Source organism: Mixta hanseatica (genome assembly GCF_023517775.1).
Taxonomy (GTDB): Bacteria; Pseudomonadota; Gammaproteobacteria; order Enterobacterales; family Enterobacteriaceae; genus Mixta; species Mixta hanseatica.
In genome coordinates this window covers 562,478-586,007 of sequence record NZ_CP082904.1, presented here as the reverse complement: position 1 = coordinate 586,007, position 23,530 = coordinate 562,478, and the positions used below count along the sequence as shown (strand labels likewise).

Sequence of the window (23,530 nt, the reverse complement as noted above, 5' to 3'; positions counted from 1 at the left end):
TCAGCCGTAATGGCTTATGGCTATTCCTGCACCGAATAGCCATCGCTAACGACATCATGCCTACGCCGGGACGCCGCTGTGAAAGCGTAGCTCGCTATCCGGTTCCTGAATCAATCGCGCTTCGGCCTCGCCGATTTGACGCACCCTGCCGGCAATATCAAATGGCGCGATGCGCGCCGCCAGCGCCAGATAATCCTGATAGTGACGCGCCTCGGAACGCAGCAGCGAGACGTAAAACTTCGCCAGCTCCTCGTCCAGCCAGGGCGCCAGACTGGCGAACCGCTCACAGGAACGCGCTTCAATGTAAGCGCCGCAAATCAGCTTATCCACCAGCGTTTCCGGCTCGTGGGTAATGACCTCACGCAGCAGACCTTTAGCATAACGGCTGGCGGTGATCTTTTTATAAGCGATGCCGCGCGCCTGCATAATCTCCCATACCTGATAAAAATGGTGCAGCTCTTCTTTAATCAGCAGCATCATCTTATCCAGCAGCTCATCGCCCCACGGGATCTCGTTACGGGCGATAATGCGCTTCGACAGATTTTTATGCGCTTCAATAAACCCGCTGTCGTGATCTTCACGATGTACAAAGGCTTCATAAGGTTTTAGCCAGCTAAGAATCGCTTCGCCGCTGGGCTTATCGGCAACATATTTGCGAATCAGCCAGGTGGCCGTCTGCGCCGCTTTTAGTTCACATACCATATGGTCTGTGAGCAACAGAGAGAGGTTTTCCGGTTTGCGCGCCTCGTCGATCCACGCCTGTGGCGTGCGGCAATGAAGAAACTGGTGAATGGGAGCAAGAAGATCGGCGTAATTCATACTATCGCTACGGTTAAAAGGCGCGCCGCCTGAACGGCACGCCGGATCAAGAGTTAAAGCGGCAGGCGATTAATGACGGATGCCGTCATCGTCTTCGTCAATGTAATCACCCTCTTCTTCATCTTCCGCATCCGGATCTTCGAAGTAGGTGCCCCAGCCGTCATAATCGACATTATGTTTACCGGCCAGGTTAACCAGCTGCTCAACCTGCGCATCGATCAGTTCAGGGTTAAGCGCCAGTTCGCTCAGGATATCAACGCACATCACGGTTGAGCCATCTTCCAGCTCCAGCTCTTCCGGTTCAGTCACTTCATAACCTAGCTTAAAAGCGTCTACCGCCGCTTTTTCCAGCGCCTCAAAGCTGTCACAGGAAAGATGATGCTCAATGGTATAGAGCGCATCAGGATCGCTGCCATCTTCCAGCAGCTCTTCGATAATCGCTCGCGTCTCTTCGCGCTGCTCTTCCAGCAATTCTTCATATGCCATGATGGGTTCCTCTGTTTTGGCAGACAATGTGATTATTTTCCCACACTGCACTCCGCGCCACTACACAAAAGCAAAAGTTTCTTGCGCGCAGGGTTGAAAATGAATATTCATACGGTTAAATTGAATTTTAATTCATTCTAAAAGAGACAAGGAGCGCTGTATGAGTCAGTTTTATCAACGCCATTTCCTCAGGCTGCTCGATTTTACCCCCGCTGAAATTAATGCCTTGCTGGCCCTCGCCGCTGAATTAAAAATCGCGAAAAAAAATGGTGAGGAAGTGCCGCACCTGCAGGGAAAAAATATCGCGCTCATCTTCGAAAAAGAGTCGACCCGTACCCGATGCTCTTTCGAAGTTGCCGCGTTTGATCAAGGCGCGCGCGTGACCTATCTGGGCCCCAGCGGCAGTCAGATTGGCCATAAGGAATCGATTAAGGATACCGCGCGCGTGCTGGGCCGTATGTATGACGGTATTCAGTATCGTGGCCACGGTCAGCAGATTGTGGAAACCCTTGCCGACTATGCGGGCGTGCCGGTGTGGAACGGCCTGACCGATGAATTCCACCCAACTCAGCTGCTGGCCGATCTGCTCACTATGCAGGAGCATCTGCCGGAGAAATCGTTACGATCGATGGTGCTGGCCTATACCGGCGATGCACGCAATAACATGGGCAACAGCCTGATGGAAGCCGCAGCGCTGATGGGCATCGACCTGCGGCTGGTCGCACCGAAGAGCTGCTGGCCAGAGGAGCAACTGGTTAAGCAATGCCGCGAGGCGGCGAAGCAGAACGGCGGCAAAATTACCCTGACGGAAGATATTGCCGAAGGCGTGAAACAGGCGGACTTTATCTATACCGATGTTTGGGTATCGATGGGCGAAGCCAAAGAGCGCTGGCAGGAGCGTATCGCTCTGCTGCGTGATTATCAGGTGAATAGAGCGATGCTGCAGCTTACCGGCAACGCCAACGTTAAATTTCTCCACTGCCTGCCCGCGCTGCATGACGATCAAACCACGCTGGGGAAACAGATGGCCGAGCAGTACCAGCTGCATGACGGCATGGAAGTGACCAACGAGGTGTTTGAATCGCAGAACAGCATCGTTTTCGATCAGGCGGAAAACCGGCTGCATACCATTAAAGCGGTGATGGTCGCCACGCTGGCGAAACCCGCTAATTTAGCGTAACGCAAACGGTTACCCGGCGTGCGGTTTTTACTTGAAGCCGTCCACTGAATGCGTATAATGCGCCACAATTTGTCGGGAGGACGCATGCAACTGAGCCATCAAATAGCTATCGCTCAATCACGCCTGAATGCAGGCGGCGCGCCTGTTTCCTTCCGTCAGCGACCGATCGTAAAAAAGCCCCTCATTGCAGGGGCTTTTTTTTCGTCCTTAATCCGGCACGCCTAAAGGAGAGTGACGCATGAATCCGCTGTATCACAAGCATATTATTTCGATTAACGATCTCAGCCGTGAGGAGCTGGAGCTGGTGTTGCACGCGGCGGCCAGCCTGAAGGCGAATCCGCAGCCGGAGCTGCTAAAGCACAAGGTGATCGCCAGCTGTTTCTTTGAAGCTTCTACGCGCACCCGCCTCTCCTTTGAGACGGCGATTCAGCGTCTGGGCGCGTCGGTGGTGGGGTTTTCCGACAGCAGCAATACCTCGCTGGGTAAAAAGGGCGAAACGCTGGCCGATACCATTTCGGTTATCAGCACCTATGTCGATGCGATTGTGATGCGTCATCCGCAGGAGGGCGCGGCCCGTCTGGCCACCGAATTCTCCGGCGCCATTCCGGTGCTGAACGCAGGCGACGGCGCGAATCAGCATCCCACACAGACGCTGCTTGATCTGTTTACCATCCAGGAAACGCAAAGCCGCCTGAGCAATTTGAACGTGGCGATGGTCGGCGATCTGAAATATGGCCGCACCGTACACTCCCTGACCCAGGCGCTGGCCAAGTTCGACGGCAACCGCTTCTTCTTTATCGCGCCGGAAGCGCTGGCGATGCCCGCCTATATTACCGATATGCTGGATGAGAAAGGCATCGCCTGGAGCCATCACGCCAGTATCGAAGAGGTGGTACCGCAGGTGGATATTCTTTATATGACGCGCGTGCAGAAAGAGCGCCTCGATCCGTCTGAATACGCCAACGTGAAGGCGCAATTTGTGCTGCGCGCCGCCGATTTGCAGGGTGCGCGCGACAATATGAAGGTGCTGCATCCCCTGCCGCGCGTAGATGAGATCGCCACCGATGTGGATAAAACGCCTTACGCCTGGTATTTCCAGCAGGCCGGCAACGGCATTTATGCGCGTCAGGCGCTTCTGGCATTAGTGCTTAACAGCGATCCGGTTCTGTAAGGAGGAAACAGTATGACGCAAGATAAATTACAGGTTGAGGCGATCAAACGCGGCACGGTGATCGATCATATCCCGGCGCAGGTGGGCTTTAAACTTTTAACGCTGTTCCGCCTGACGGAAACCGATCAGCGCATTACTATCGGGCTAAATCTGCCCTCCGGCGCGCTGGGCCGCAAGGACCTGATTAAAATTGAAAACACTTTTCTCACCGACGATCAGATCAACCAGCTGGCGGTCTATGCCCCGCACGCTACCGTTAACCGTATCGATGATTATGAAGTGGTGGCGAAAATCGTTCCCACGCTGCCGGAGCGCATTGATCGCGTGCTGACCTGCCCGAACGGCAACTGCATCAGCCGCACAGAGCCGGTTTACTCCAGCTTTGCCGTGCGGAAACGCGCGGAAAACGTGCAGCTGAAGTGCAAATACTGCGAAAAAGAATTTGCGCATCAGGTGGTGCTGGCGAACTGGTAATCAATTTGCGTCTCCCTATAATGGAAGCGATATGGCGGGCAGGCCGTCCGCCTGGCACCCACCCATCAGGAGAATCTATGTCACGCGAAATCAACACGGAAAATGCCCCTGCCGCTATCGGTCCCTATGTTCAGGGCGTCGATTTGGGGAGTATGATCATCACATCTGGTCAGATCCCGGTCGATCCTAAAACCGGCGCGGTCGCGGATGACATTGCTGCGCAGGCGCGTCAGTCGCTGGAAAATGTGCAGGCTATCGTAGAAGCGGCCGGCCTGAAGGTAGGCGACATTGTGAAAACCACGGTGTTTGTGAAAGACCTTAACGACTTCGCTACCGTTAACGCCACCTATGAAGCATTTTTCAGCGAGCACAGCGCGCCTTTCCCTGCTCGCTCCTGCGTGGAAGTGGCTCGTCTGCCGAAAGATGTGAAAATTGAAATCGAAGCGATTGCCGTACGTCGCTAGTTAACATAATAAAAGCCGCGTCTCGCTGAACGCGGCTTTTTAGCACCGGTATCCCGACTGGCCTCTTTTACTGGCGTAAAGCAGGCCTTGCCTGGCTTGCTCATCCGCGCAAGCCGTTAACGTTGGCCTTTCGCTTTTGCGCGTATGCGCCGCTGCGCCAGTACTGCTAAGCTACTTTAATTCACTTAGCGCAACGCCTTTTTTATGCTGAGTAAACGCAGCCGGATGTCACGAGGCTGGCGTTAGCCCGGCCAGCCTGTCGCGTGGTGAAATCGGCGGCGGCGGAAAATTTTTGCAACATCCCTGTAGAGAGTTTTACCAGGCTGCATGAAGCGTGCGGATCAGCCGCTACTTTATGAAGCAACAGCCTTTTTCCACTCCTGAGAGGGCAAAAAAAACGCTTTTTCAGCGGATTCCTCAGCGTCCGGCGTGTCGTAATCGTAAGGAGTAGCTAACCTTACTGAGTGTGAAAAAGTAGACTTTTCGATAAAACGGGCGGCGGTTTTCGCCCCGATAAGCAATCAGGATTGAGCAATGAATAAAACTCCACCATGGTGGCAGAACGGCGTCATTTATCAAATCTATCCCAAGAGCTTTCAGGATACGACCGGTAGTGGCACAGGCGACCTGGCCGGTGTGATTCAGCGTCTGGACTACCTGAAACAGCTGGGTGTCGATGCGCTCTGGCTGACACCTTTTTATATTTCACCGCAGGTTGATAACGGCTACGACGTGGCGAACTACACCGCCATCGATCCCGCTTACGGCACGATGAGCGATTTCGACCATTTGGTCGAGCAGGCGCATAAACGCGGGCTGCGCGTTATCCTTGATATGGTGTTTAACCACTCTTCTACACAGCACCACTGGTTTCATGAGTCGCTGAACCCGGAAAGCCCCTATCGCGATTACTATATCTGGCGCGATGGCACGCCAACCGAACCGCCCAATAACTGGAAATCCAAGTTTGGCGGCTCCGCATGGCGCTGGCACCCAGAGAGTAATCAGTACTATATGCACCTGTGGGCGCCGGAGCAGGCCGACCTGAACTGGGAAAACGACAATGTGCGCGCCGAGCTGAAGCAGATTGTTAACTTCTGGGCCGATCGCGGTATTGATGGGTTGCGCCTTGACGTGGTTAACCTGGTCTCTAAGCATCAGGATTTTCCCGACGATCCTGACGGCGACGGCCTGCGTCTGTATACCGACGGTCCGCGCATTCATGAATATATGCGCGAGATGAGCCGTGACGTGTTTCGCCCGCGCGAGCTGGTGACCGTCGGCGAAATGTCTTCCGCCACGCTGGAGCACTGCCAGCAGTACGGTTCGCTGGCGGGCGATGAGCTGTCGATGGTGTTTAGCTTTGACCATGTCGAGGTGGATTTCTGGAACGGACAGAAGTGGACGCTGACCCCGCTGGATCTGGTGGCGCAGAAGAAAATCTTTACCCACTGGCAGCAGGGTATGCACAATCGCGGCTGGAACGCCCTGTTCTGGTGTAACCACGATCAGCCGCGCGTGGTGTCGCGCTGGGGCGACGATGGTGAATACCGCGTTCAGTCAGCGAAGATGCTGGCGATGGTGCTGCACGGCATGCAGGGCACGCCTTATATTTTCCAGGGTGAAGAGTTGGGCATGACTAACCCCGGCTTTACCCGCATTATCGACTATCGCGATATTGAAAGTCATAACATGTATGCCGAGCTGCGTGCGCAGGGCCGCGACAGCGAAAACCTGCTGGCAATTCTGGCCAGTAAATCGCGTGACAATGGCCGTACGCCGATGCAGTGGGATGCCAGCGAGAACGCCGGCTTTACCACCGGCACCCCGTGGATCGGCATGAGCCGGAATTATGAAACCATCAATGCCGAAGCGGCCATCGCTGACCCGGACTCGATCTTTTACACTTACAAGCAACTTATCCAGCTACGTAAGCGCTATTTGATCCTGACCTGGGGCGATTATCTCGATCTGTTGCCGAGCCATCCTTATCTCTGGTGTTATCAACGTCAGTATGAAGGTGAAACGCTGGTGGTGATGGCGAACTTCAGTCGCGAGGCGCAGACCTGGCATCCTGACGCATCGTTCGGCAGCGGCTGGGAAGTACTGATGAGCAACTATCCGGACCCGAAAAACGAGCCGGGCGAAATGATGCTGCGTCCGTGGGAAGCGGTTTGGTGGTATCAGAAGAAAAATCATTAAGTTAAACCGCTGCGCGTCATTTGCGCGCAGCGGACTCTGCGTTTCTACCCACCCTACTCCTTTTTTATCACCGCCGTTTAACTTTTCAACCGCCTCTGGCAATCCTTGTTCTGCATCAAGAAAAAGGCGCTTAAATAAGACGAAAACACCATATATAGGCTCTATCATTCATAACCAGTCCTACATATAGTAATGGCTTCAAGGGAGAACGGTGGTGACAACGACGGTAGTAAAACGAGACGGCTGTCAGGTAGCCTTTGATCAACAGCGCATCGCTGAGGCGATTCGCGCCGCAGCCCGGGCCGCTCAGATTGAAGATGAGGCATACTGCTTAGCGGTCGCCCAACAGGTTAGCGAACAAATAACCAGCCGCGAACGCGTCGATATTCATGAGATTCAGCAGGCCGTAGAAGACTTACTGATGGCGGGCCGCTATCCGCAGCTGGCGCGTCAGTATATTGAATATCGCCACGATCGCGACCTGGCGCGTGAGCAACGCGGCAAGCTCAGCAAGGCGATTCGTGGGCTGGTAGAGCAAAGCGATCCCGCCCTGCTGCATGAGAACGCCAATAAAGACAGCAAGGTTATCCCAACCCAGCGTGACCTGCTGGCGGGCATCGTAGCCAAACATTATGCCCAGCAGTATATGTTGCCGCGTGATGTGGTACGCGCCCACCAGCGCGGCGAGATCCACTATCACGATCTCGATTACGCGCCCTTCTTCCCTATGTTTAACTGCATGCTGATCGATTTAAAAGGCATGCTCACCAACGGCTTTAAAATGGGCAACGCCGAGATAGAGCCGCCCAAATCGATTGCAACCGCCACGGCGGTGACGGCACAGATTATCGCCCAGGTCGCCAGCCATATTTATGGCGGCACCACCATTAACCGCATCGATGAGATCCTCGCGCCCTTTGTAGAAGTGAGCTATGAAAAACATCTGGCGGTGGCGCGTGAATGGCAGATAGCCGAAAGCGAACGTTACGCTCGTGAACGCACTGAGAAAGAGTGCTACGACGCCTTTCAGTCGCTGGAATATGAGGTAAATACGCTGCACACCGCCAACGGGCAGACGCCGTTCGTCACCTTTGGCTTTGGCCTAGGCACCAGCTGGGCGGCGCGTCTGATCCAGCAATCTATTCTGCGCAACAGGATCGCCGGCCTCGGCAAAAATCGTAAAACCGCCGTGTTCCCTAAACTGGTGTTTGCGATTCGTGAAGGGCTTAATCGTCGTCCGGGCGATGCCAATTACGATATCAAACAGCTGGCGCTGGAGTGCGCCAGCAAGCGCATGTATCCCGATATTCTTAATTACGATCGCGTGGTTGAGGTAACCGGCTCGTTTAAAACCCCGATGGGCTGCCGCAGTTTCCTTGGCGTCTTCGAAGAAAATGGCGAGCAGATCCACGACGGCCGCAACAACCTCGGCGTTATCAGCATCAACCTGCCGCGTATCGGTCTGGAGGCGCGCGGGGACGAAACGCGCTTCTGGCAGCTGCTTGATGAGCGTTTAGCCATTGCGAAGAAAGCGCTGATGACGCGCATCGCCCGCCTGGAACAGACCAAAGCGCGCGTGGCCCCGATCCTGTATATGGAAGGCGCCTGCGGCGTGCGGCTTAACGCTGACGATAACGTGGCGGAGATTTTCAAAAACGGCCGCGCCTCTATTTCCCTCGGCTATATCGGCCTGCACGAGACCATTAACGCCCTGAGCGGCGGCGAGACGCACCTGTATGACAGCGAAGCGCTGCGTGCGAAAGCGGTGGCGATCGTGACGCGTCTGCGTGAAGCGGTCGATGCCTGGAAAGAGGAAACCGGTTACGGCTTCAGCCTCTACAGCACCCCCAGCGAAAACCTCTGCGATCGCTTCTGCCGTCTTGATGCCGCCGAGTTTGGCCAGGTGAAAGGCGTCACCGATAAAGGCTACTACACCAACAGTTTCCACCTGGACGTAGAGAAGAAAGTTAACCCGTACGATAAGCTCGATTTTGAAGCCGTTTATCCGGCTATCGCTAACGGCGGCTTTATCTGTTACGGCGAATACCCTAACCTGCAGCACAACCTGAAAGCGCTGGAAGATGTCTGGGATTACAGCTACAACCATGTCCCCTATTACGGCACCAATACGCCGATTGATGAGTGCTATGAGTGCGGCTTTACCGGCGAGTTTGACTGTACCAGCAAAGGATTCACCTGCCCGGCCTGCGGTAACCACGATCCGGCCAGAGTCTCGGTTACGCGTCGCGTATGCGGCTATCTGGGCAGCCCGGACGCCCGCCCCTTTAACGCTGGTAAGCAGGAAGAGGTGAAACGTCGGGTAAAACATCTGTGAATATCCACCAGTACTATCCCATTGATGTGGTGAACGGGCCTGGCACGCGCTGTACGCTGTTTGTCGCTGGCTGTGAACATGCCTGTCCCGGCTGCTATAACCAGCGTACCTGGCGGCTTAATTCCGGCATCCCTTTTACCATCGACATGGAAGAAAAGCTGATAGGCGATCTGAACGATCGCCGTATTCCACGGCAGGGGTTATCCCTTTCCGGCGGCGATCCGCTACATCCGGCCAACGTGCCCGATGTACTGCGTCTGGTGCGCCGCGTACGCCGTGACTGCCCCGGTAAAGATATCTGGCTGTGGACCGGATATACGCTGGCGGAGCTTAGCGCCGCCCAGCAGCAGGTGGCGGCTGAGCTGGATGTGCTGGTGGACGGCAAATTTATCCGTGAATTAAAAGATCCTGCTCTGGTCTGGCGCGGGAGCAGCAATCAGGTTATTCACTATCTGCGCTAAATAGCGCCCATGCCCCGACCAACCTTTATGGCTGGCGGCGTGATGCGTCATGTCGGGAAATGGCGGCCGATTCAATAATGGTGACGTCGTTGTAGCCAGGCGAAAACGCCGCGCGCATCATCGCGCCAGCAACCTCTTTCGCCGTTACCGCCCGCCAGTTGCCCGGCAACAGTTTAAACAAGGGCGCTAAAAACGCTTCGCCCGGACGCGGTTGTTGACGATCGCCCAGCAGCAGCGAGGGACGAATCAGCGTCAGGCGCGGCCAGCCCTGCTGTTGCAGCGCCCGTTCCATTTCCCCTTTGACCCGATGATAGAAAAAAGGCGAGCTGACTTTAGCACCATGCGCGCTAACCGCCAGCATATGTTTGGCACCAAGCCGCTGCCCTGCAATCGCGCTATCCACTACCAGCGTGTAATCAACATGAATGAAAGCCGCCTTACTGCCCGCCTGTTTACGCGTGGTGCCCAGACAGCAAAAGACCATATCGATCGGCTGCTGCAGCGGGCGCAGCACATCTGTCAGATCGGCCTCCACTGGATTGATCACTTTATTCATCGGCGCCAGCGCGCGTCGGGTGGGCGCAATAATTTCAGTTACGCGCGGTTCGGCAATCAATAGCCGCAACAGATGGCTTCCTACCAGACCGCTGGCTCCGGTTAACAGTATTCGGCTCATCGTCTCTCCTGTCTGGCGGCCGGCGGGCTGCGCTATGAGTTTTAACTGACTGTTATCCATGAGATTAGCAGAGAAAGCGCCGCAGATGATTTGATTTTTCAGCATACTCAACCAGACTTAACCGGGTAGTACCACATAAACAGGAGGATAAAGATGAGCAAGAAAATAGCGGTGTTGATTACCGATGAATTTGAAGACTCTGAATTTACCTCCCCTGCAGAAGCCTATACCAAAGCGGGCCATGAAGTTGTGACCATCGAGATGGAAGCCGGTAAAACGGTAACGGGTAAGCAGGGAAAGGCACAGGTAAAAATAGATAAAGATATTGACCACGTCAGCCCGGCGGAATTTGATGCGCTGTTGCTGCCGGGAGGACATTCGCCAGATTCGCTGCGTGGCGACGATCGCTTCGTTAGCTTTACCAAAGAATTTGTCGCCAGCGGAAAACCCATCTTCGCCATCTGCCATGGCCCACAGCTGTTAATCAGCGCCAATGGCGTGCGCGGACGCAAAATGACCTGCGTGAAGGCCATCGCCATTGATTTGAAAAATGCCGGCGCCGACTTTTATGATAAAGAGGTGGTTGTCGATAACGACAAGCTGGTAACCAGCCGTACGCCAGAAGATTTGCCCGCCTTTAATCAGGAATCGCTGCGCATTCTTAACAACCTTTAATTGCGCTTCCCTGCTGTGCGGCGGCCTGCCGCACAGTTTTCCTCAGAGGAGCCGTTAAAAAGCTTGGCCGCCGTTACCGACTCTTTTCTTGATTACGCAGCCAGTGATTTTTGTTACCGAAGCCTAACGTGTTGTCGGTCATCTTGATCTCATCAAGCCGGATCTCCCACAGCGGCGCTGATACCGCTCGCGCCACGGGAAAACGCTGGCAATAAGCAGCGCGCGCACGCTGCTCTTGTTCGTCCTGCAGTAAATGCGCCTTGCCAAGATACTGGATGCCCTTAATGAGCATCACCGTTTTGGTCTGCCCGCTTACCGTGCCCGCTACCTGCGGCTGCTGCGCCATCATGGCGCCATGACGCGTGTCGGCCTCCGTCATGATCCAGAACGCCATACCCGCTTCATCAAACACATAAAAACAGTTAGCACACCAAAATGCCTCGCCGTCACGACAGCAAACAGACAGCACATGCTGCTTTTTTAAATAGCGAATTATCGCGCTAAGGTCAGACACGCTTGCTCCCGTAATAAAAAAACGGCTTTCCATCACTCATCGCAACCGTTGCCGTTACAATGCGCTACCCGCAACGGAGATGATTAAGATGAGTGAACTCGCCCCCGCCGCCTGGCAGCTTTATATTGTGCGTACCGCTGCCGGCTCGCTTTATACCGGCATCAGCAATAACGTACCGCGTCGCTTTCAGCAACACCAGAAAGGCACTGGCGCTAAAGCGCTGCGTGGCAAAGGCCCGCTGCAACTGCTGCTGACCTGCGAGGCGGGCGATCGCGCGATGGCATCCCGTCTGGAATATCAGGTGAAACAGCTGTCACGGCAGGAGAAACTTAGGCTGGTAGCCAGCCAGCCGGTTTCGCTGGTGCGCTGGCTTAGCGATCGTTCAGGGTAAAGTGGGTGGAATAAGCCACTTCACCGCTTACATCGACAAACGCGTCATCTGCCAGCTTGTAGACCTGAAAGGCGGCTTCCGTTCCCGGCCACGCACAATGCAGCTGGTGGCGCGCCGCCGGCTCAAAACCATAACGGCCGAACCAGGCGGGATCGCCCAGCACCACTACCGCCGCGTAGCCAAATTCGTTCAGCGTATCCAGCCCTTCAAAAAGCAGCTGTTTACCGATGCCCTGCCGACGCACGCTCTCATCTACGGCCAGCGGCGCCAGCCCCACCCAGTTGCGATCTTCGCCCTGCAAGGTGACCGGACTGAAAGCGGCATAGCCCAGCACCTGCCCTTCTTCATCGGTGGCCACCACGCCCAGCGTTAGCTGCCCATCTTCCCGTAGCCGTTGCACCAGATCCGCCTCAGCGCCGGTGGGAAAACAGCGGCGCAGCAGGCTATCGATACCGGCCGCATCCACCCCTATTTCTGTACGAATTAACATGAAACACCTGCGCGATCTCCTGGAGATTTCGCGTCCTCGTTCAGGCCGGCCTCGACAAAGTCAGCCAGCTGCATTAATCCAATGCGCAGCGGCGCTGGCATGTTTTCCAGTTCGATCGCATCCATCAGATTTTTAACCTCCAGCCCGAGCTCAGTGTCGCCTTCGATCACCAGCCGCCGCTGGAAAAAAAGCGTATCCGGATCCACTTTACGTGCGGCGATCAGCAGTAGATCGTTGGCACTGCCACGGAACCAGACATCGGCCTCATCACGGTTGCTAATCTGCAGCCGATCGTCCTGCAATGTAACGGTCCAGCGCAGCGCAATATCATGAATATCAATACCCAGCCAACGCCCTTCCAGAAAGTCTAACTCACCTTCCGCCAGTGCATGGCTAAATTGCATATTCAGTAACTGCTGCAGCAAGATTTTTTTCAGAGAAAACGGCGTGAACTGCACCGGCAGACGCAGCAGACGCGGCCCACGATTAACACACTGAGCGCGAAGCATATTTAACACGGTCTTCACTCCTTTAAATAAATAAGTGTTATTTTGCCACAGCACCACTTTTCCCGGGCTGGCTGGATCAATAAATCACGCTGCCAGATGAACAATTCAGCAACACTAATCCGATCAATACGCCATTCGCTGCCTTAAATCAAAATTTCTCACGCTGAGCTTGTCTACACTCGTCGCAAGTATTCATTGCCTACAGGATATCTCATGGAACTCCTTTGCCCGGCGGGTAATTTGCCCGCACTGAAGGCAGCGATCGAGAATGGAGCAGATGCAGTTTACATCGGGTTGAAAGATGACACTAACGCGCGTCATTTCGCTGGCCTGAATTTTACCGATGAACGCCTGAAAGAGGCGGCGCGCGTGGTGCATCAGCACCGGCGCAAACTGCATGTCGCCATCAATACTTTTGCCCAGCCGGCAGGCTTTACCCGTTGGCAAAACGCGATTGATATGGCGGTGGATAACGGCGCCGATGCCCTGATTATCGCCGATCTGGCGATGCTGGAGTATGCCGCCGAACGCTATCCTCACGTTGAGCGTCATGTCTCCGTGCAGGCCTCCGCTACCAATCTGGAAGCTATCCGCTTTTATCATCAGCATTTCGATGTCGCTCGGGTGGTATTGCCACGCGTGCTCTCGATCCATCAGGTGCGTCAGCTGGCGCGTAACACCCCGGTTCCGCTGGAAGTTTTCGCCTTCGGCAGCCTGTGCATTATGGCGGAAGGACGCTGCTATCTCTCTTCATGGATGACGGGCGAATCCCCTAATACCGTCGGCGCCTGCTCGCCCGCTCGCTTTGTGCGCTGGCAGCAAACCTCCGCCGGGCTGGAATCACGTCTGAATGAGGTACTGATCGACCGCTACGAAGCACATGAAAATGCCGGCTACCCCACTTTATGCAAGGGGCGCTATCAGGTGGATGGGCAGCGTTATCACGTGCTGGAAGAGCCTACCAGCCTGAATACCCTTGAGCTGTTACCTGATCTGCTAGCCGCGAACATCGCCTCGGTAAAAATCGAAGGCCGCCAGCGTAGCCCGGCCTATGTGGCGCAGGTGGCGCGCATCTGGCGTCAGGCTATCGATCGTTGTAAAGCGGAGCCGGGCGCCTTTGCCGTTCAGGAAAACTGGATGACGGAATTAGGGGCGCTGGCGGAAGGAACGCAGACCACCCTCGGCGCTTACCACCGCAAATGGCAATAAGGAAAGATGATGAAATACGCTTTAGGGCCGGTTTTGTGGTACTGGCCGACGGATACACTGGGTGATTTTTATCAGGACGCTGCGCAGAGCAGCGCAGATATTATCTATTTGGGCGAGTCGGTATGCAGCAAACGCCGCGCGACCCGTTTTAACCAATGGATGGAGTTTGCCCGCCTGCTGGCGCAAAGCGGTAAACAGGTGGTGTTCAGTACGCTGGCGCTGGTGCAGTCCGCATCGGAATTACAGGAAATTAAACGCTACGTTGATAACGGCGAGTTTTTGATTGAAGCCAACGACCTGGGCACGGTGAATATGGCGGCGGAGCAGAAGCTTCCCTTTGTGGTCGGCCATGCGCTTAACTGTTATAACGCCGTTACGCTGCGCATGCTGCTGCGGCTTGGCATGACGCGCTGGTGTATGCCGGTTGAGCTGTCGCGCGACTGGCTGATCGGCATACAGCAGCAGTGTGATGAACTGGGCATTCACGGCAAGTTCGAAACCGAAGTGCTGGCCTATGGCCACCTGCCGCTGGCGTTATCAGCCCGCTGCTTTACCGCCCGCTCAGAAGATAAGCCTAAAGACGAATGCGAGACCTGCTGTATTAAGTATCCGCAAGGGCGGCGCGTTCTTTCGCAGGAGGATCAGCAGGTTTTCGTGCTAAACGGCATTCAGACTATGAGCGGCTACTGTTATAACCTGGGTAACGATCTGATCGGTATGCATGGACTGGTCGATGTGGTGCGCCTGTCGCCAGAAAATAAACAGACGCTGGCGCTCATCGATCGCTTCCGCGCGAATGAAGAGGGCCAGTCTCCGCTAATGATGGCGCAGCGCAATGATTGTAACGGCTACTGGCGCAAGCTGGCGGGTATGGCGTTACAATCCTGAACCACCCAGTAATACTGAAAAATAGCGCAGCGCATCTGCCGCTGCGCCCTTGCTTTCCGTGCCCTCGCCGCTTTGCTCTCAGGGCATATTCTGGCTACTCTGCTAAAAGTGCAATACGGTAAAGTGCATGCATGTTTTTCTACAAGGCTGACGCTTTCGGCCTGTAGCCAACAAAGTGAGCAGATATGTCTGAGAAAAAAAATGTACCTCTGTCAGTACTCGATCTGGCGCCGATTCCACAAGGAGCCTCAGCAAGTGATGCATTCCACGCCTCGCTAGCGCTGGCTCAGCAGGCAGAAGAGTTAGGCTTTCATCGCTACTGGCTGGCGGAACACCACAATATGACCGGCATCGCCAGCGCCGCCACCTCTGTGCTGATCGGCTATCTGGCGGCAAATACTAAAACGCTGCGCCTCGGCTCCGGCGGCATTATGTTGCCTAACCATGCGCCGCTGGTGATTGCTGAACAGTTCGGCACGCTGGAATCGCTCTATCCGGGCCGCATCGATCTGGGGCTGGGCCGCGCGCCGGGTTCCGATCAGCGCACCATGATGGCGTTGCGTCGCCATCAAAGTTCTCATCTGGTCGATAGCTTCCCGGACGATGTGGAAACGCTAATCGCCTGGTTTGACGCGGATAAACAGGCTAACTTGCCGGTGCAGCCGGTGCCGGGCCTGGGCACGAAAATCCCGGTCTGGCTGTTGGGCTCCAGCCTTTATAGCGCGCAGCTGGCGGCGAAGCTGGGGCTGCCGTTTGCTTTCGCCTCTCATTTTGCGCCCGACCTGCTGTTCCAGGCGCTGCATATGTATCGTGAGAATTTCCAGCCCTCCGCGCGTCTGGATAAGCCTTACGCGATGGTCTGCATTAATATCGTCGCGGCGGATAGCGAACGGGAAGCCCGCTTCCTGTTTACCTCTATGCAGCAGCAGTTTATTAATCTGCGGCGGGGCCAGCCTGGCCCGCTGCCAGCGCCGGTAGAGAATATGGATAGCCTCTGGACGCCTTCTGAGCAATATGGCGTGCAACAGGCGTTAAGCATGTCGCTGGTAGGGGATGTGAGTAAAGTGCAACATGGGCTGGCGGCGTTAATCCGCGAAACCCAGGCGGATGAAATCATGGTTAACGGCCAGATTTTCGATCGCCAGGCGCGTCTGCGCTCGTTTGAACTGGCGATGCAGGCCGCGCAATCACTGTAAGCATTGCCAAATCGCACGCATAAAAAAACCAGCCTGACGGCTGGTTTTTTTTATTTCACGCTTAGCGATTAGTAATCGCGACGGCGTACTGCGCCGGTACCGGTGCTCTCTTCACGACGCGGACCACGGCTTGCTCCGTCACGGTTGCCGTTACCACGAGCGCCGCCTTCACGACGCTCGCTGAAACGACGGCCGCCTTCACGACCCGCGCCGCCTTCACGACGTTCGCCGCCGAAGCCACCGCGACCACCAGGACGACGCTCACCGCCACGCTCAGAACGCTCACGCGGCTGCGCGTCACCCATCAGCTGCATATTCATCGGTTTATTCAGAATACGCGTGCGGGTGAAGTGCTGCAGGATCTCACCCGGCATGCCTTTCGGCAGCTCGATAGTAGAGTGAGAAGCAAACAGCTTGATGTTACCGATGTAACGGCTGCTGATATCGCCTTCGTTAGCGATAGCGCCAACGATATGACGAACTTCAACACCATCATCACGGCCCACTTCAATACGGTACAGCTCCATATCGCCTACGTCACGACGCTCACGACGCGGACGATCGCCATCACGGCTGTCGCGGCTATCGCGTGCATCACGCGGGCTACGACGATCGTCACGCTCGCGGAACTCACGACGCTGCGGACGCGGTGCTTCCGGCGGTAGAATCAGCGGGCGTTCGCCCTGCGCCATTTTCAGCAGCGCGGCAGCCAGCGTTTCCATCTCCAGATCGCTTTCCGGCGACAGCTTGCTCAGCAGAGCACGGTACTGATCCAGGTCGCTGCTTTCCAGCTGCTGCTGTACTTTCGCGGCGAATTTTTCCAGACGACGCGCGCTCAGCAGTTCGCCGTTCGGCAGTTCAACTTCCGGGATCGTCAGCTTCATGGTGCGCTCGATGTTGCGCAGCAGGCGACGTTCGCGGTTTTCTACGAACAGCAGCGCACGGCCAGCGCGACCGGCACGACCGGTACGGCCGATACGGTGAACGTAAGACTCTGAATCCATCGGGATATCATAGTTTACGACCAGGCTGATACGCTCAACGTCCAGACCACGTGCCGCAACGTCGGTGGCGATCAGGATATCCAGACGACCATCTTTCAGACGTTCCAGCGTCTGCTCACGCAGCGCCTGGTTCATATCGCCGTTCAACGCAGCACTGCTGTAGCCGCTACGCTCCAGCGCTTCAGCAACTTCCAGCGTGGCGTTTTTAGTACGGACGAAAATAATCGCCGCATCAAAATCTTCAGCTTCCAGGAAGCGCACCAGCGCATCCGTTTTACGGCCCCAGACGGTCCAGTAGCTCTGGCTGATGTCAGGACGCGTAGTGATGCTGCTCTGGATACGCACTTCCTGCGGATCCTTCATAAAGCGACGCGTAATACGGCGAATCGCTTCCGGCATGGTAGCAGAGAACAGAGCGGTCTGATGACCTTCCGGGATCTGCGCCATGATGGTTTCTACATCTTCGATAAAGCCCATGCGCAGCATTTCATCTGCTTCGTCCAGCACCAGGCCTCGCAGGTTAGAGAGATCCAGCGTACCGCGTTTCAGGTGATCCAGCAGACGACCCGGCGTACCGACGACGATCTGTGGGCCCTGGCGCAGCGCACGCAGCTGCACGTCATAACGTTGGCCACCGTACAGCGCCAGGACGTTAACGCCATGCATATGTTTAGAAAATTCGTTGCACGCTTCTGCAACCTGCACCGCCAGCTCACGCGTCGGCGCCAGCACCAGAATCTGCGGTGCTTTTAGTTCAGGGTCGAGGGTATTCAGCAGCGGTAAAGAGAACGCTGCGGTTTTACCACTACCGGTTTGCGCCATACCCAGTACATCGCGGCCTTCCAGCAGATGTGGGATACAGGCGGCCTGAATGGGTGACGGCTTCTCATAGCCCAGGTCATTCAGTGCTTTAAGGATGAATTCGTTAAGACCCAGATCGGAAAAAGTGGTTTGGATATCAGTCATGTAGTACAAGTGCCTCTTAGATTACGGCGGCCAGTCTACATAACTCGTCCTGAAAATATGCAATCATTTTCATTGAAAAATGTGAACCGGCTCAAATTAGATGTTTTGACGAACAAAAAAGCCGTCACCCCGGAAGGTGATGACATTTTTTACAAAAAATGGACTCAGGTGTTCGTCAGCTATTGCTGGTCAGATTCTGTTAAATCGTCTTGTGTCTGGCCTAACAGCGCCAGTTCCAACAATGCGTATCGGTGCTCAACAAAGTTATGTACGTTGTTAGCAACCGCCAGTTTGAACAACGCTTCCGCGCTGTCCTTCTCCCCCAGACTTAGGTAGTACTTACCTAAATAGAAGTTGGTTTCACTGAGATGTTCAGCGAGCGAGGTGTTATCCGTTGCGTCCGCCTTGAGACGTTCCATCAGTGTTTTTTCACTAATGTCGCCAAGGTAGAACTCGACAATATTCCATCCCCATTGATCGCGGTCCGCCTTATCGTAACGCTGTTTCAGCGCTACTTTCGCCTTATCGGCGTCTATCTCTTGTTCATCGAGATAAAGCCACAGGCTGCGGAAAGGATCGTTAGGATCGTCTTGATAAAACGCCAGCAGATCATCTTGCGCTAACTTGTATCGTCCGCCGTAATAGAGGGCGATACCACGGTTTAAATGCGCATAATTGTAAGTTGGATCAAGCTCAAGTACAGAATCGAACGCTTCATAGGCGGCATCAAAGTTGCCCGCCTGCGTTAAGTATATACCTAAATAATTAAATACTTCAGGCATATCTGGTCTTATAGACAACGCTTGCGAAAAATCGTTCCGCGCTAATGCCCTCAGACCTAAGCTATCATACAACACTCCGCGCTCATATAATAGCTGTGCACGCTCATCATCGGTCAATGCGCGACTGGCAAGAATTTGTTCCATGCGCGCCAGGATGACTTCCTGTTGCAGAGTTGGCTGTAGCGGAACCGCCAGCACATCGCTCTTACGCCAATTTGAGTTGCTGCATCCTGCCAGCGTAATAGCTGTCGCAACGAAACACCAGCGCAAAAAAGGCTTCATTTCCCACTCCCGAATACCAACATTGGGATGCACGTCCTGTCATCCGCCTGCCATGCACAAGGATTCCCGCCCTCGCAACGAAACAGCTCTCCCCACGGGGAGGAGAGCTCAATGTCGAACGCGCTTTTACTCTGCTTCAGGGTTAACGGCTGCAGTTTCTGCCTGCGGCTGCTGCTCTGAGGCTTCTTTGATGCTCAGACGCACGCGGCCCTGACGGTCCACTTCCAGTACCTTAACCGGTACTTCCTGGCCCATCTGCAGGTAGTCGGTCACTTTCTCAACGCGCTTGTCAGCGATTTGAGAAATATGAACCAGACCTTCTTTGCCGCCGCCAATCGCGACGAAGGCGCCGAAGTCGACGATACGCGTCACTTTACCGTTGTAGATGCGGCCCACTTCGATTTCTGCCGTAATCTCTTCGATACGACGGATAGCATGCTTCGCTTTATCACCGTCGGTCGCTGCAATTTTCACCGTACCGTCATCTTCGATTTCGATAGTGGTGCCGGTTTCTTCTGTCAGCGCACGGATCACGGAACCGCCTTTACCGATCACGTCCTTGATCTTGTCCGGATTGATCTTGATGGTGTGAATACGCGGTGCGAACTCAGAGATATCGCCACGCGGCGTGCTGATCGCCTGCTCCATCACGCCCAGAATGTGCAGACGCGCACCTTTGGCCTGATTCAGCGCAACCTGCATGATTTCGCGGGTGATACCTTCGATTTTAATATCCATCTGCAGCGCGGTGATACCTTCACGGCTACCAGCAACTTTAAAGTCCATATCGCCCAGGTGATCTTCATCGCCAAGGATATCGGACAGCACCACGTAACGATCGCCTTCCTTCACCAGACCCATCGCGATACCGGCTACGGCCGCTTTAATCGGCACGCCAGCATCCATCAGCGCCAGAGAGGCGCCACAGACGGAAGCCATAGAGGAAGAACCGTTAGATTCGGTAATTTCAGATACTACGCGCACGGTATACGGGAATTCATCCAGCTTAGGCATAACTGCCAGCACGCCGCGTTTCGCCAGACGACCATGACCGATTTCACGACGCTTCGGTGAACCTACCATTCCAGTTTCGCCTACGGAGTACGGAGGGAAGTTGTAATGGAACAGGAAATTATCGGTACGCTCGCCCATCAGCTCGTCAAGGCTCTGCGCGTCGCGAGCGGTACCCAGCGTCGCGGCAACCAGCGCCTGCGTTTCGCCACGGGTAAACAGGGCGGAACCGTGAGTACGCGGCAGCACGCCGGTACGAACGTCCAGGCCACGGATCATATCTTTTTCACGACCGTCGATACGCGGCTCGCCGTTCAGAACGCGGCTACGCACCACGTTTTTCTCGATGTGGTGCAGGATGTCGCTGATTTCACCCTCATCCAGGGTTTCATCTTCCGCCAGCAGAGCGGCAACGGTTTCTGATTTGATCAGATCAACCTGCGCATAGCGCTGTTGCTTTTCAGTGATGCGGTAAGCATCGCTCAGGCGGGCTTCAGCCAGCGCAGCGATACGCGCGTTAAGCGCTTCATTGACGGCTTCAGGCTGCCAGTCCCAACGCGGTTTGCCCGCTTCAGCAACCAGCGCGTTGATGTTGTCAATCACGACCTGCTGCTGTTCATGGCCGAAAACGACCGCGCCCAGCATCTGTTCTTCGGTCAGGATATCCGCTTCGGATTCCACCATCAGTACCGCGCCCTGCGTACCGGCTACTACCAGATCCAGACGAGACTGTTTGATCTCATCGGAGGTTGGGTTCAGCACGTACTGATCGTTGATGTAGCCAACGCGCGCAGCGCCGATCGGGCCGTTGAACGGCATACCGGAGAGGCTCAGCGCGGCAGAGGCGCCAATCATCGCGACGATATCCGGGTTAACCTGCGGGTTTACCGATACTACGGTAGCGATAACCTGCACTTCGTTTACGAAGCCTTCCGGAAACAGCGGACGAACCGGGCGGTCAATCAGACGCGCAATCAGGGTTTCGCCTTCGCTTGGGCGGCCTTCGCGACGGAAGAAGCTTCCCGGGATACGACCAGCAGCGTAGGTACGCTCCTGATAGTTTACGGTCAGCGGAAAGAAGTCCTGACCTGGTTTAGCTTTTTTCTGGCCAACAACGGTAACAAATACAGCAGTATCATCCATGCTAACCATAACGGCAGCAGTGGCCTGACGAGCCATCATACCGGTCTCAAGCGTTACGGTATGCTGACCATACTGGAATTTACGTATAATCGGATTTAGCAAAATAACTTCCTTTACGTCTAAACAGGCACGAACAGCTTGCCTGCTGTGGGTTTTAAACCTTTATTGCATCCTCGCGACTAATGACAATCCTTATACCTGTCGGGCATAAAGTCTCTCATTAGCCGCGCGAACCTCTGCAAATAAAGATCACATACTGCAACAATACAATAGATTGCGCTGGATTGCTGCCGATTGCTTGAAAAAAGGGGCCCGGAGGCCCCCTTTTTTACGAAACTTGCACCATACCGTTCTGCTGGCGTAACCGCCATAAAACAGTACGTTAAGACTTAGCGACGCAGGCCCAGGCTTTCGATCAGGCTGGTGTAGCGAGCAACATCTTTACGCTTCAGGTAATCCAGCAGCTTACGACGCTGAGAAACCATGCGCAGCAGACCGCGACGGCTGTGGTGGTCTTTTTTATGCTCAGAGAAGTGACCCTGCAGGTGATTGATCTGAGCAGTCAGCAGTGCAACCTGAACTTCGGTTGAGCCGCTGTCGTTAGCGCCACGACCGTATTTAGCAACGATCTCTGCTTTAGCTTCGGTACTTAGAGACATAATGAACTCCAGTTAAATGATAAATTTCAGGGTGCCAATCTCTAATTCAGCGACCCCATGTAAAGCCGCGTTATTCTACTCTCAGGCTGAGATGAGTGCAAATAGCTCAGGCAGAATATTCCACGACCAAACGGCGCGGCGCCACGCGGCCATCGTCCGCCATTTCCGCCATGCCGATAAACTTACGCGCTTCACCGACGGTAACGCGCACCAGGCCGCTACGCGGCGCGCCTGACGCCTGCACCGGCTGCCCTTGCTGAAAATAGCCGGCGGCTATCTCGCTCAGGTTAACTTCCGGATAATCGGATGCCGGGCTATCCATCGGCATTAGCAAAGCATCCAGCTGCGCCTGTGCTTCTTCGCTCAGATCGCCGGGCTCGCCCTGTAAGGCGGAGAGCTGCTCAAGCGTGATCATCTTTTCAATTGGATAACGCGCCACCTGCAGACGACGCAGCATAATCACATGCGCGCCGCAGCCCAGCTTTTCGCCCAAATCATCGATGATGGTACGAATGTAGGTGCCTTTCGAGCAGTGGATTTCCAGCTCCAGCTCATTATCCTGCCAGCGAATAAACTGCAGTTCATGCACGATAATCGCGCGAGCTTCACGCGGCACTTCAACGCCCTGACGCGCATATTCATACAGCGGACGCCCCTGATATTTCAGGGCGGAGTACATGGAAGGCACCTGCTGCGTTTCGCCGCGAAAGCTTTCCAGCGCCGCATCCAGCTGCGCCTGGCTGAAGGTCACGGCGCGTTCGCTGATCACCTGACCATCGGCATCCGAGGTATCGGTGCGCTGCCCCAGACGGGCGATCACCCGATAGCGTTTATCCGCATCCAGCAGATACTGCGAGAACTTGGTTGCTTCTCCCAGGCAGATCGGCAGCATGCCGGTCGCTAACGGATCCAGCGCGCCGGTGTGGCCTGCTTTATTCGCCCGGAAGATACGCTTCACTTTTTGCAACGCATCGTTGGAAGAGAGCCCCTGAGGCTTATCAAGCAGCAGCACACCATGAATATCGCGGCCGCGACGACGAGGACGACTCATTACTCCTCCTCGCCGCCTTCGTCCGCCGGACCCCGACGCTGCGCATCTTTTTTCACTACGTTGGTGACCAGGTTGGACATCCGCATCCCTTCTACCAACGAGTTGTCGTAAAAGAAGGTCAGCTCAGGCACGATACGCAGACGCATCGCCTTGCCGAGCAGCGAACGGATGTAGCCAGACGCATCCTGCAGCGCTTTGATGCCGCCCTTAATGGAATCCGCATCGTCATCATTCAGAAAGGTTACAAACACTTTGGCATAGGCCAGATCGCGTGAAACGTCGACACCGGACACGGTCACCATCATACCCACGCGCGGATCTTTAATCTCCCGCTGGATGATCATGGCGATCTCTTTTTGCAGTTCCTGTGCGACACGCTGTGGGCGACCAAATTCTTTCGCCATAATTATTTCTCCTGATAATGGCTGAGCCCCGACCATGAAATGGCGGGGCTCAGTCCGGGGAAGCGCTCGGCTTCCCAAATGCCACTTG

General features: G+C 55.1%; 25 protein-coding genes. 12 read left to right on the top strand and 13 right to left on the bottom strand.

Translation table 11 applies throughout. The annotated features are described in order from the left end of the window. Positions 1-60: 60 nt before the first annotated feature. A complete protein-coding gene (gene miaE / locus K6958_RS02790; RefSeq protein WP_249893231.1) occupies positions 61-819 on the bottom strand; it encodes a tRNA isopentenyl-2-thiomethyl-A-37 hydroxylase MiaE in 759 nt (252 codons plus the stop codon). Between the two features lie 69 nt (positions 820-888). After that, positions 889-1,305 carry a ribonuclease E inhibitor RraB gene (gene rraB, locus K6958_RS02785; protein WP_249893230.1) on the bottom strand — a complete coding sequence of 139 codons (417 nt, stop codon included), beginning with the start codon at positions 1,303-1,305 and terminating at the stop codon, positions 889-891. Between the two features lie 160 nt (positions 1,306-1,465). Between rraB and argF the strand changes: the two genes are divergently transcribed. The 7 genes from argF (at position 1,466) to nrdG (ending at position 9,592) form a co-directional block, all read left to right on the top strand. After that, positions 1,466-2,485, top strand: a complete 1,020-nt coding sequence (gene argF, locus K6958_RS02780) for an ornithine carbamoyltransferase (protein WP_249893229.1) — start codon at positions 1,466-1,468, stop codon at positions 2,483-2,485. Between the two features lie 238 nt (positions 2,486-2,723). Further along, positions 2,724-3,656, top strand: a complete 933-nt coding sequence (gene pyrB, locus K6958_RS02775) for an aspartate carbamoyltransferase (protein ID WP_249893228.1) — start codon at positions 2,724-2,726, stop codon at positions 3,654-3,656. A 12-nt stretch (positions 3,657-3,668) separates the two neighbouring features. Continuing rightward, the gene (gene pyrI / locus K6958_RS02770) at positions 3,669-4,130 is read left to right on the top strand and encodes an aspartate carbamoyltransferase regulatory subunit (RefSeq protein WP_249893227.1); all 462 of its coding nucleotides are present in this window, start codon (positions 3,669-3,671) and stop codon (positions 4,128-4,130) included. Between the two features lie 77 nt (positions 4,131-4,207). Continuing rightward, positions 4,208-4,594 carry a 2-iminobutanoate/2-iminopropanoate deaminase gene (gene ridA, locus K6958_RS02765; protein ID WP_249893226.1) on the top strand — a complete coding sequence of 129 codons (387 nt, stop codon included), beginning with the start codon at positions 4,208-4,210 and terminating at the stop codon, positions 4,592-4,594. Positions 4,595-5,128: 534 nt separating this feature from the next. Continuing rightward, on the top strand, positions 5,129-6,796 hold the full coding sequence (gene treC, locus K6958_RS02760) for an alpha,alpha-phosphotrehalase (protein ID WP_249893225.1): 1,668 nt from the start codon (positions 5,129-5,131) through the stop codon (positions 6,794-6,796). Positions 6,797-7,010: 214 nt separating this feature from the next. After that, on the top strand, positions 7,011-9,131 hold the full coding sequence (gene nrdD, locus K6958_RS02755) for an anaerobic ribonucleoside-triphosphate reductase (RefSeq protein ID WP_249893224.1): 2,121 nt from the start codon (positions 7,011-7,013) through the stop codon (positions 9,129-9,131). Further along, positions 9,128-9,592 (top strand): anaerobic ribonucleoside-triphosphate reductase-activating protein, encoded by a 465-nt coding sequence (gene nrdG / locus K6958_RS02750; RefSeq protein WP_249893223.1) that lies wholly within the window; start codon positions 9,128-9,130, stop codon positions 9,590-9,592. The genes nrdD and nrdG overlap by 4 nt, the downstream gene beginning before the upstream one ends. Before the next feature lie 25 nt (positions 9,593-9,617). On the opposite strand, the gene K6958_RS02745 is transcribed toward nrdG, so the two are convergent. Then, on the bottom strand, positions 9,618-10,268 hold the full coding sequence (locus K6958_RS02745; protein ID WP_249893222.1) for an NAD-dependent epimerase/dehydratase family protein: 651 nt from the start codon (positions 10,266-10,268) through the stop codon (positions 9,618-9,620). 153 nt (positions 10,269-10,421) lie between these two features. Here K6958_RS02745 and K6958_RS02740 point away from each other — a divergent pair, with 153 nt between their 5' ends. After that, entirely contained in the window at positions 10,422-10,943 is a 522-nt protein-coding gene (locus K6958_RS02740) for a type 1 glutamine amidotransferase domain-containing protein (RefSeq protein WP_249893221.1), read from the top strand. A 73-nt stretch (positions 10,944-11,016) separates the two neighbouring features. Here the strand turns inward: K6958_RS02740 and K6958_RS02735 are convergent, their stop codons facing one another. Then, a complete protein-coding gene (locus tag K6958_RS02735; RefSeq protein WP_249893220.1) occupies positions 11,017-11,457 on the bottom strand; it encodes a YhbP family protein in 441 nt (146 codons plus the stop codon). 88 nt (positions 11,458-11,545) lie between these two features. Between K6958_RS02735 and K6958_RS02730 the strand changes: the two genes are divergently transcribed. Next, entirely contained in the window at positions 11,546-11,848 is a 303-nt protein-coding gene (locus K6958_RS02730; RefSeq protein WP_249893219.1) for a GIY-YIG nuclease family protein, read from the top strand. Here K6958_RS02730 and K6958_RS02725 read toward each other — a convergent pair. Together K6958_RS02725 and ubiT are read right to left on the bottom strand one after the other, a co-directional pair. After that, positions 11,829-12,338, bottom strand: a complete 510-nt coding sequence (locus K6958_RS02725; protein ID WP_249893218.1) for a GNAT family N-acetyltransferase — start codon at positions 12,336-12,338, stop codon at positions 11,829-11,831. The genes K6958_RS02730 and K6958_RS02725 overlap by 20 nt on opposite strands. Beyond that, positions 12,332-12,856: a ubiquinone anaerobic biosynthesis accessory factor UbiT gene (ubiT, locus tag K6958_RS02720; protein WP_434085187.1), complete on the bottom strand. Its 525-nt coding sequence runs from the start codon at positions 12,854-12,856 to the stop codon at positions 12,332-12,334. Before ubiT ends, K6958_RS02725 begins: the two co-directional genes overlap by 7 nt. 204 nt (positions 12,857-13,060) lie before the next feature. On the opposite strand from ubiT, the gene ubiU reads away from it, so the two are divergent. The 3 genes from ubiU to K6958_RS02705 all read left to right on the top strand — a co-directional run bounded on the left by ubiU (position 13,061) and on the right by K6958_RS02705 (position 16,140). Beyond that, the gene (gene ubiU, locus K6958_RS02715) at positions 13,061-14,056 is read left to right on the top strand and encodes a ubiquinone anaerobic biosynthesis protein UbiU (RefSeq protein WP_249893217.1); all 996 of its coding nucleotides are present in this window, start codon (positions 13,061-13,063) and stop codon (positions 14,054-14,056) included. Between the two features lie 9 nt (positions 14,057-14,065). Continuing rightward, positions 14,066-14,944, top strand: a complete 879-nt coding sequence (locus K6958_RS02710; RefSeq protein WP_249894578.1) for a U32 family peptidase — start codon at positions 14,066-14,068, stop codon at positions 14,942-14,944. A gap of 185 nt (positions 14,945-15,129) precedes the next feature. Next, positions 15,130-16,140: a luciferase-like monooxygenase gene (locus tag K6958_RS02705; RefSeq protein ID WP_249893216.1), complete on the top strand. Its 1,011-nt coding sequence runs from the start codon at positions 15,130-15,132 to the stop codon at positions 16,138-16,140. 68 nt (positions 16,141-16,208) lie between these two features. Here the strand turns inward: K6958_RS02705 and K6958_RS02700 are convergent, their stop codons facing one another. The 7 genes from K6958_RS02700 to rbfA form a co-directional block, all read right to left on the bottom strand. Next, positions 16,209-18,110, bottom strand: coding sequence for a DEAD/DEAH family ATP-dependent RNA helicase (locus K6958_RS02700; protein ID WP_249893215.1), 1,902 nt, complete (start codon positions 18,108-18,110; stop codon positions 16,209-16,211). A gap of 16 nt (positions 18,111-18,126) precedes the next feature. Further along, positions 18,127-18,177, bottom strand: coding sequence for a hypothetical protein (locus tag K6958_RS21350; protein WP_491562430.1), 51 nt, complete (start codon positions 18,175-18,177; stop codon positions 18,127-18,129). A gap of 112 nt (positions 18,178-18,289) precedes the next feature. After that, a complete protein-coding gene (gene nlpI / locus K6958_RS02695) occupies positions 18,290-19,174 on the bottom strand; it encodes a lipoprotein NlpI (protein ID WP_249893214.1) in 885 nt (294 codons plus the stop codon). A 126-nt stretch (positions 19,175-19,300) separates the two neighbouring features. Beyond that, positions 19,301-21,430: a polyribonucleotide nucleotidyltransferase gene (gene pnp, locus K6958_RS02690; protein ID WP_249893213.1), complete on the bottom strand. Its 2,130-nt coding sequence runs from the start codon at positions 21,428-21,430 to the stop codon at positions 19,301-19,303. Positions 21,431-21,717: 287 nt separating this feature from the next. After that, positions 21,718-21,987: a 30S ribosomal protein S15 gene (gene rpsO / locus K6958_RS02685; RefSeq protein ID WP_038628742.1), complete on the bottom strand. Its 270-nt coding sequence runs from the start codon at positions 21,985-21,987 to the stop codon at positions 21,718-21,720. Positions 21,988-22,093: 106 nt separating this feature from the next. Further along, positions 22,094-23,038 (bottom strand): tRNA pseudouridine(55) synthase TruB, encoded by a 945-nt coding sequence (truB, locus tag K6958_RS02680; RefSeq protein WP_249893212.1) that lies wholly within the window; start codon positions 23,036-23,038, stop codon positions 22,094-22,096. Beyond that, positions 23,038-23,442 carry a 30S ribosome-binding factor RbfA gene (gene rbfA / locus K6958_RS02675; RefSeq protein ID WP_249893211.1) on the bottom strand — a complete coding sequence of 135 codons (405 nt, stop codon included), beginning with the start codon at positions 23,440-23,442 and terminating at the stop codon, positions 23,038-23,040. The genes truB and rbfA overlap by 1 nt, the downstream gene beginning before the upstream one ends. Between the last annotated feature and the right edge of the window lie 88 nt (positions 23,443-23,530).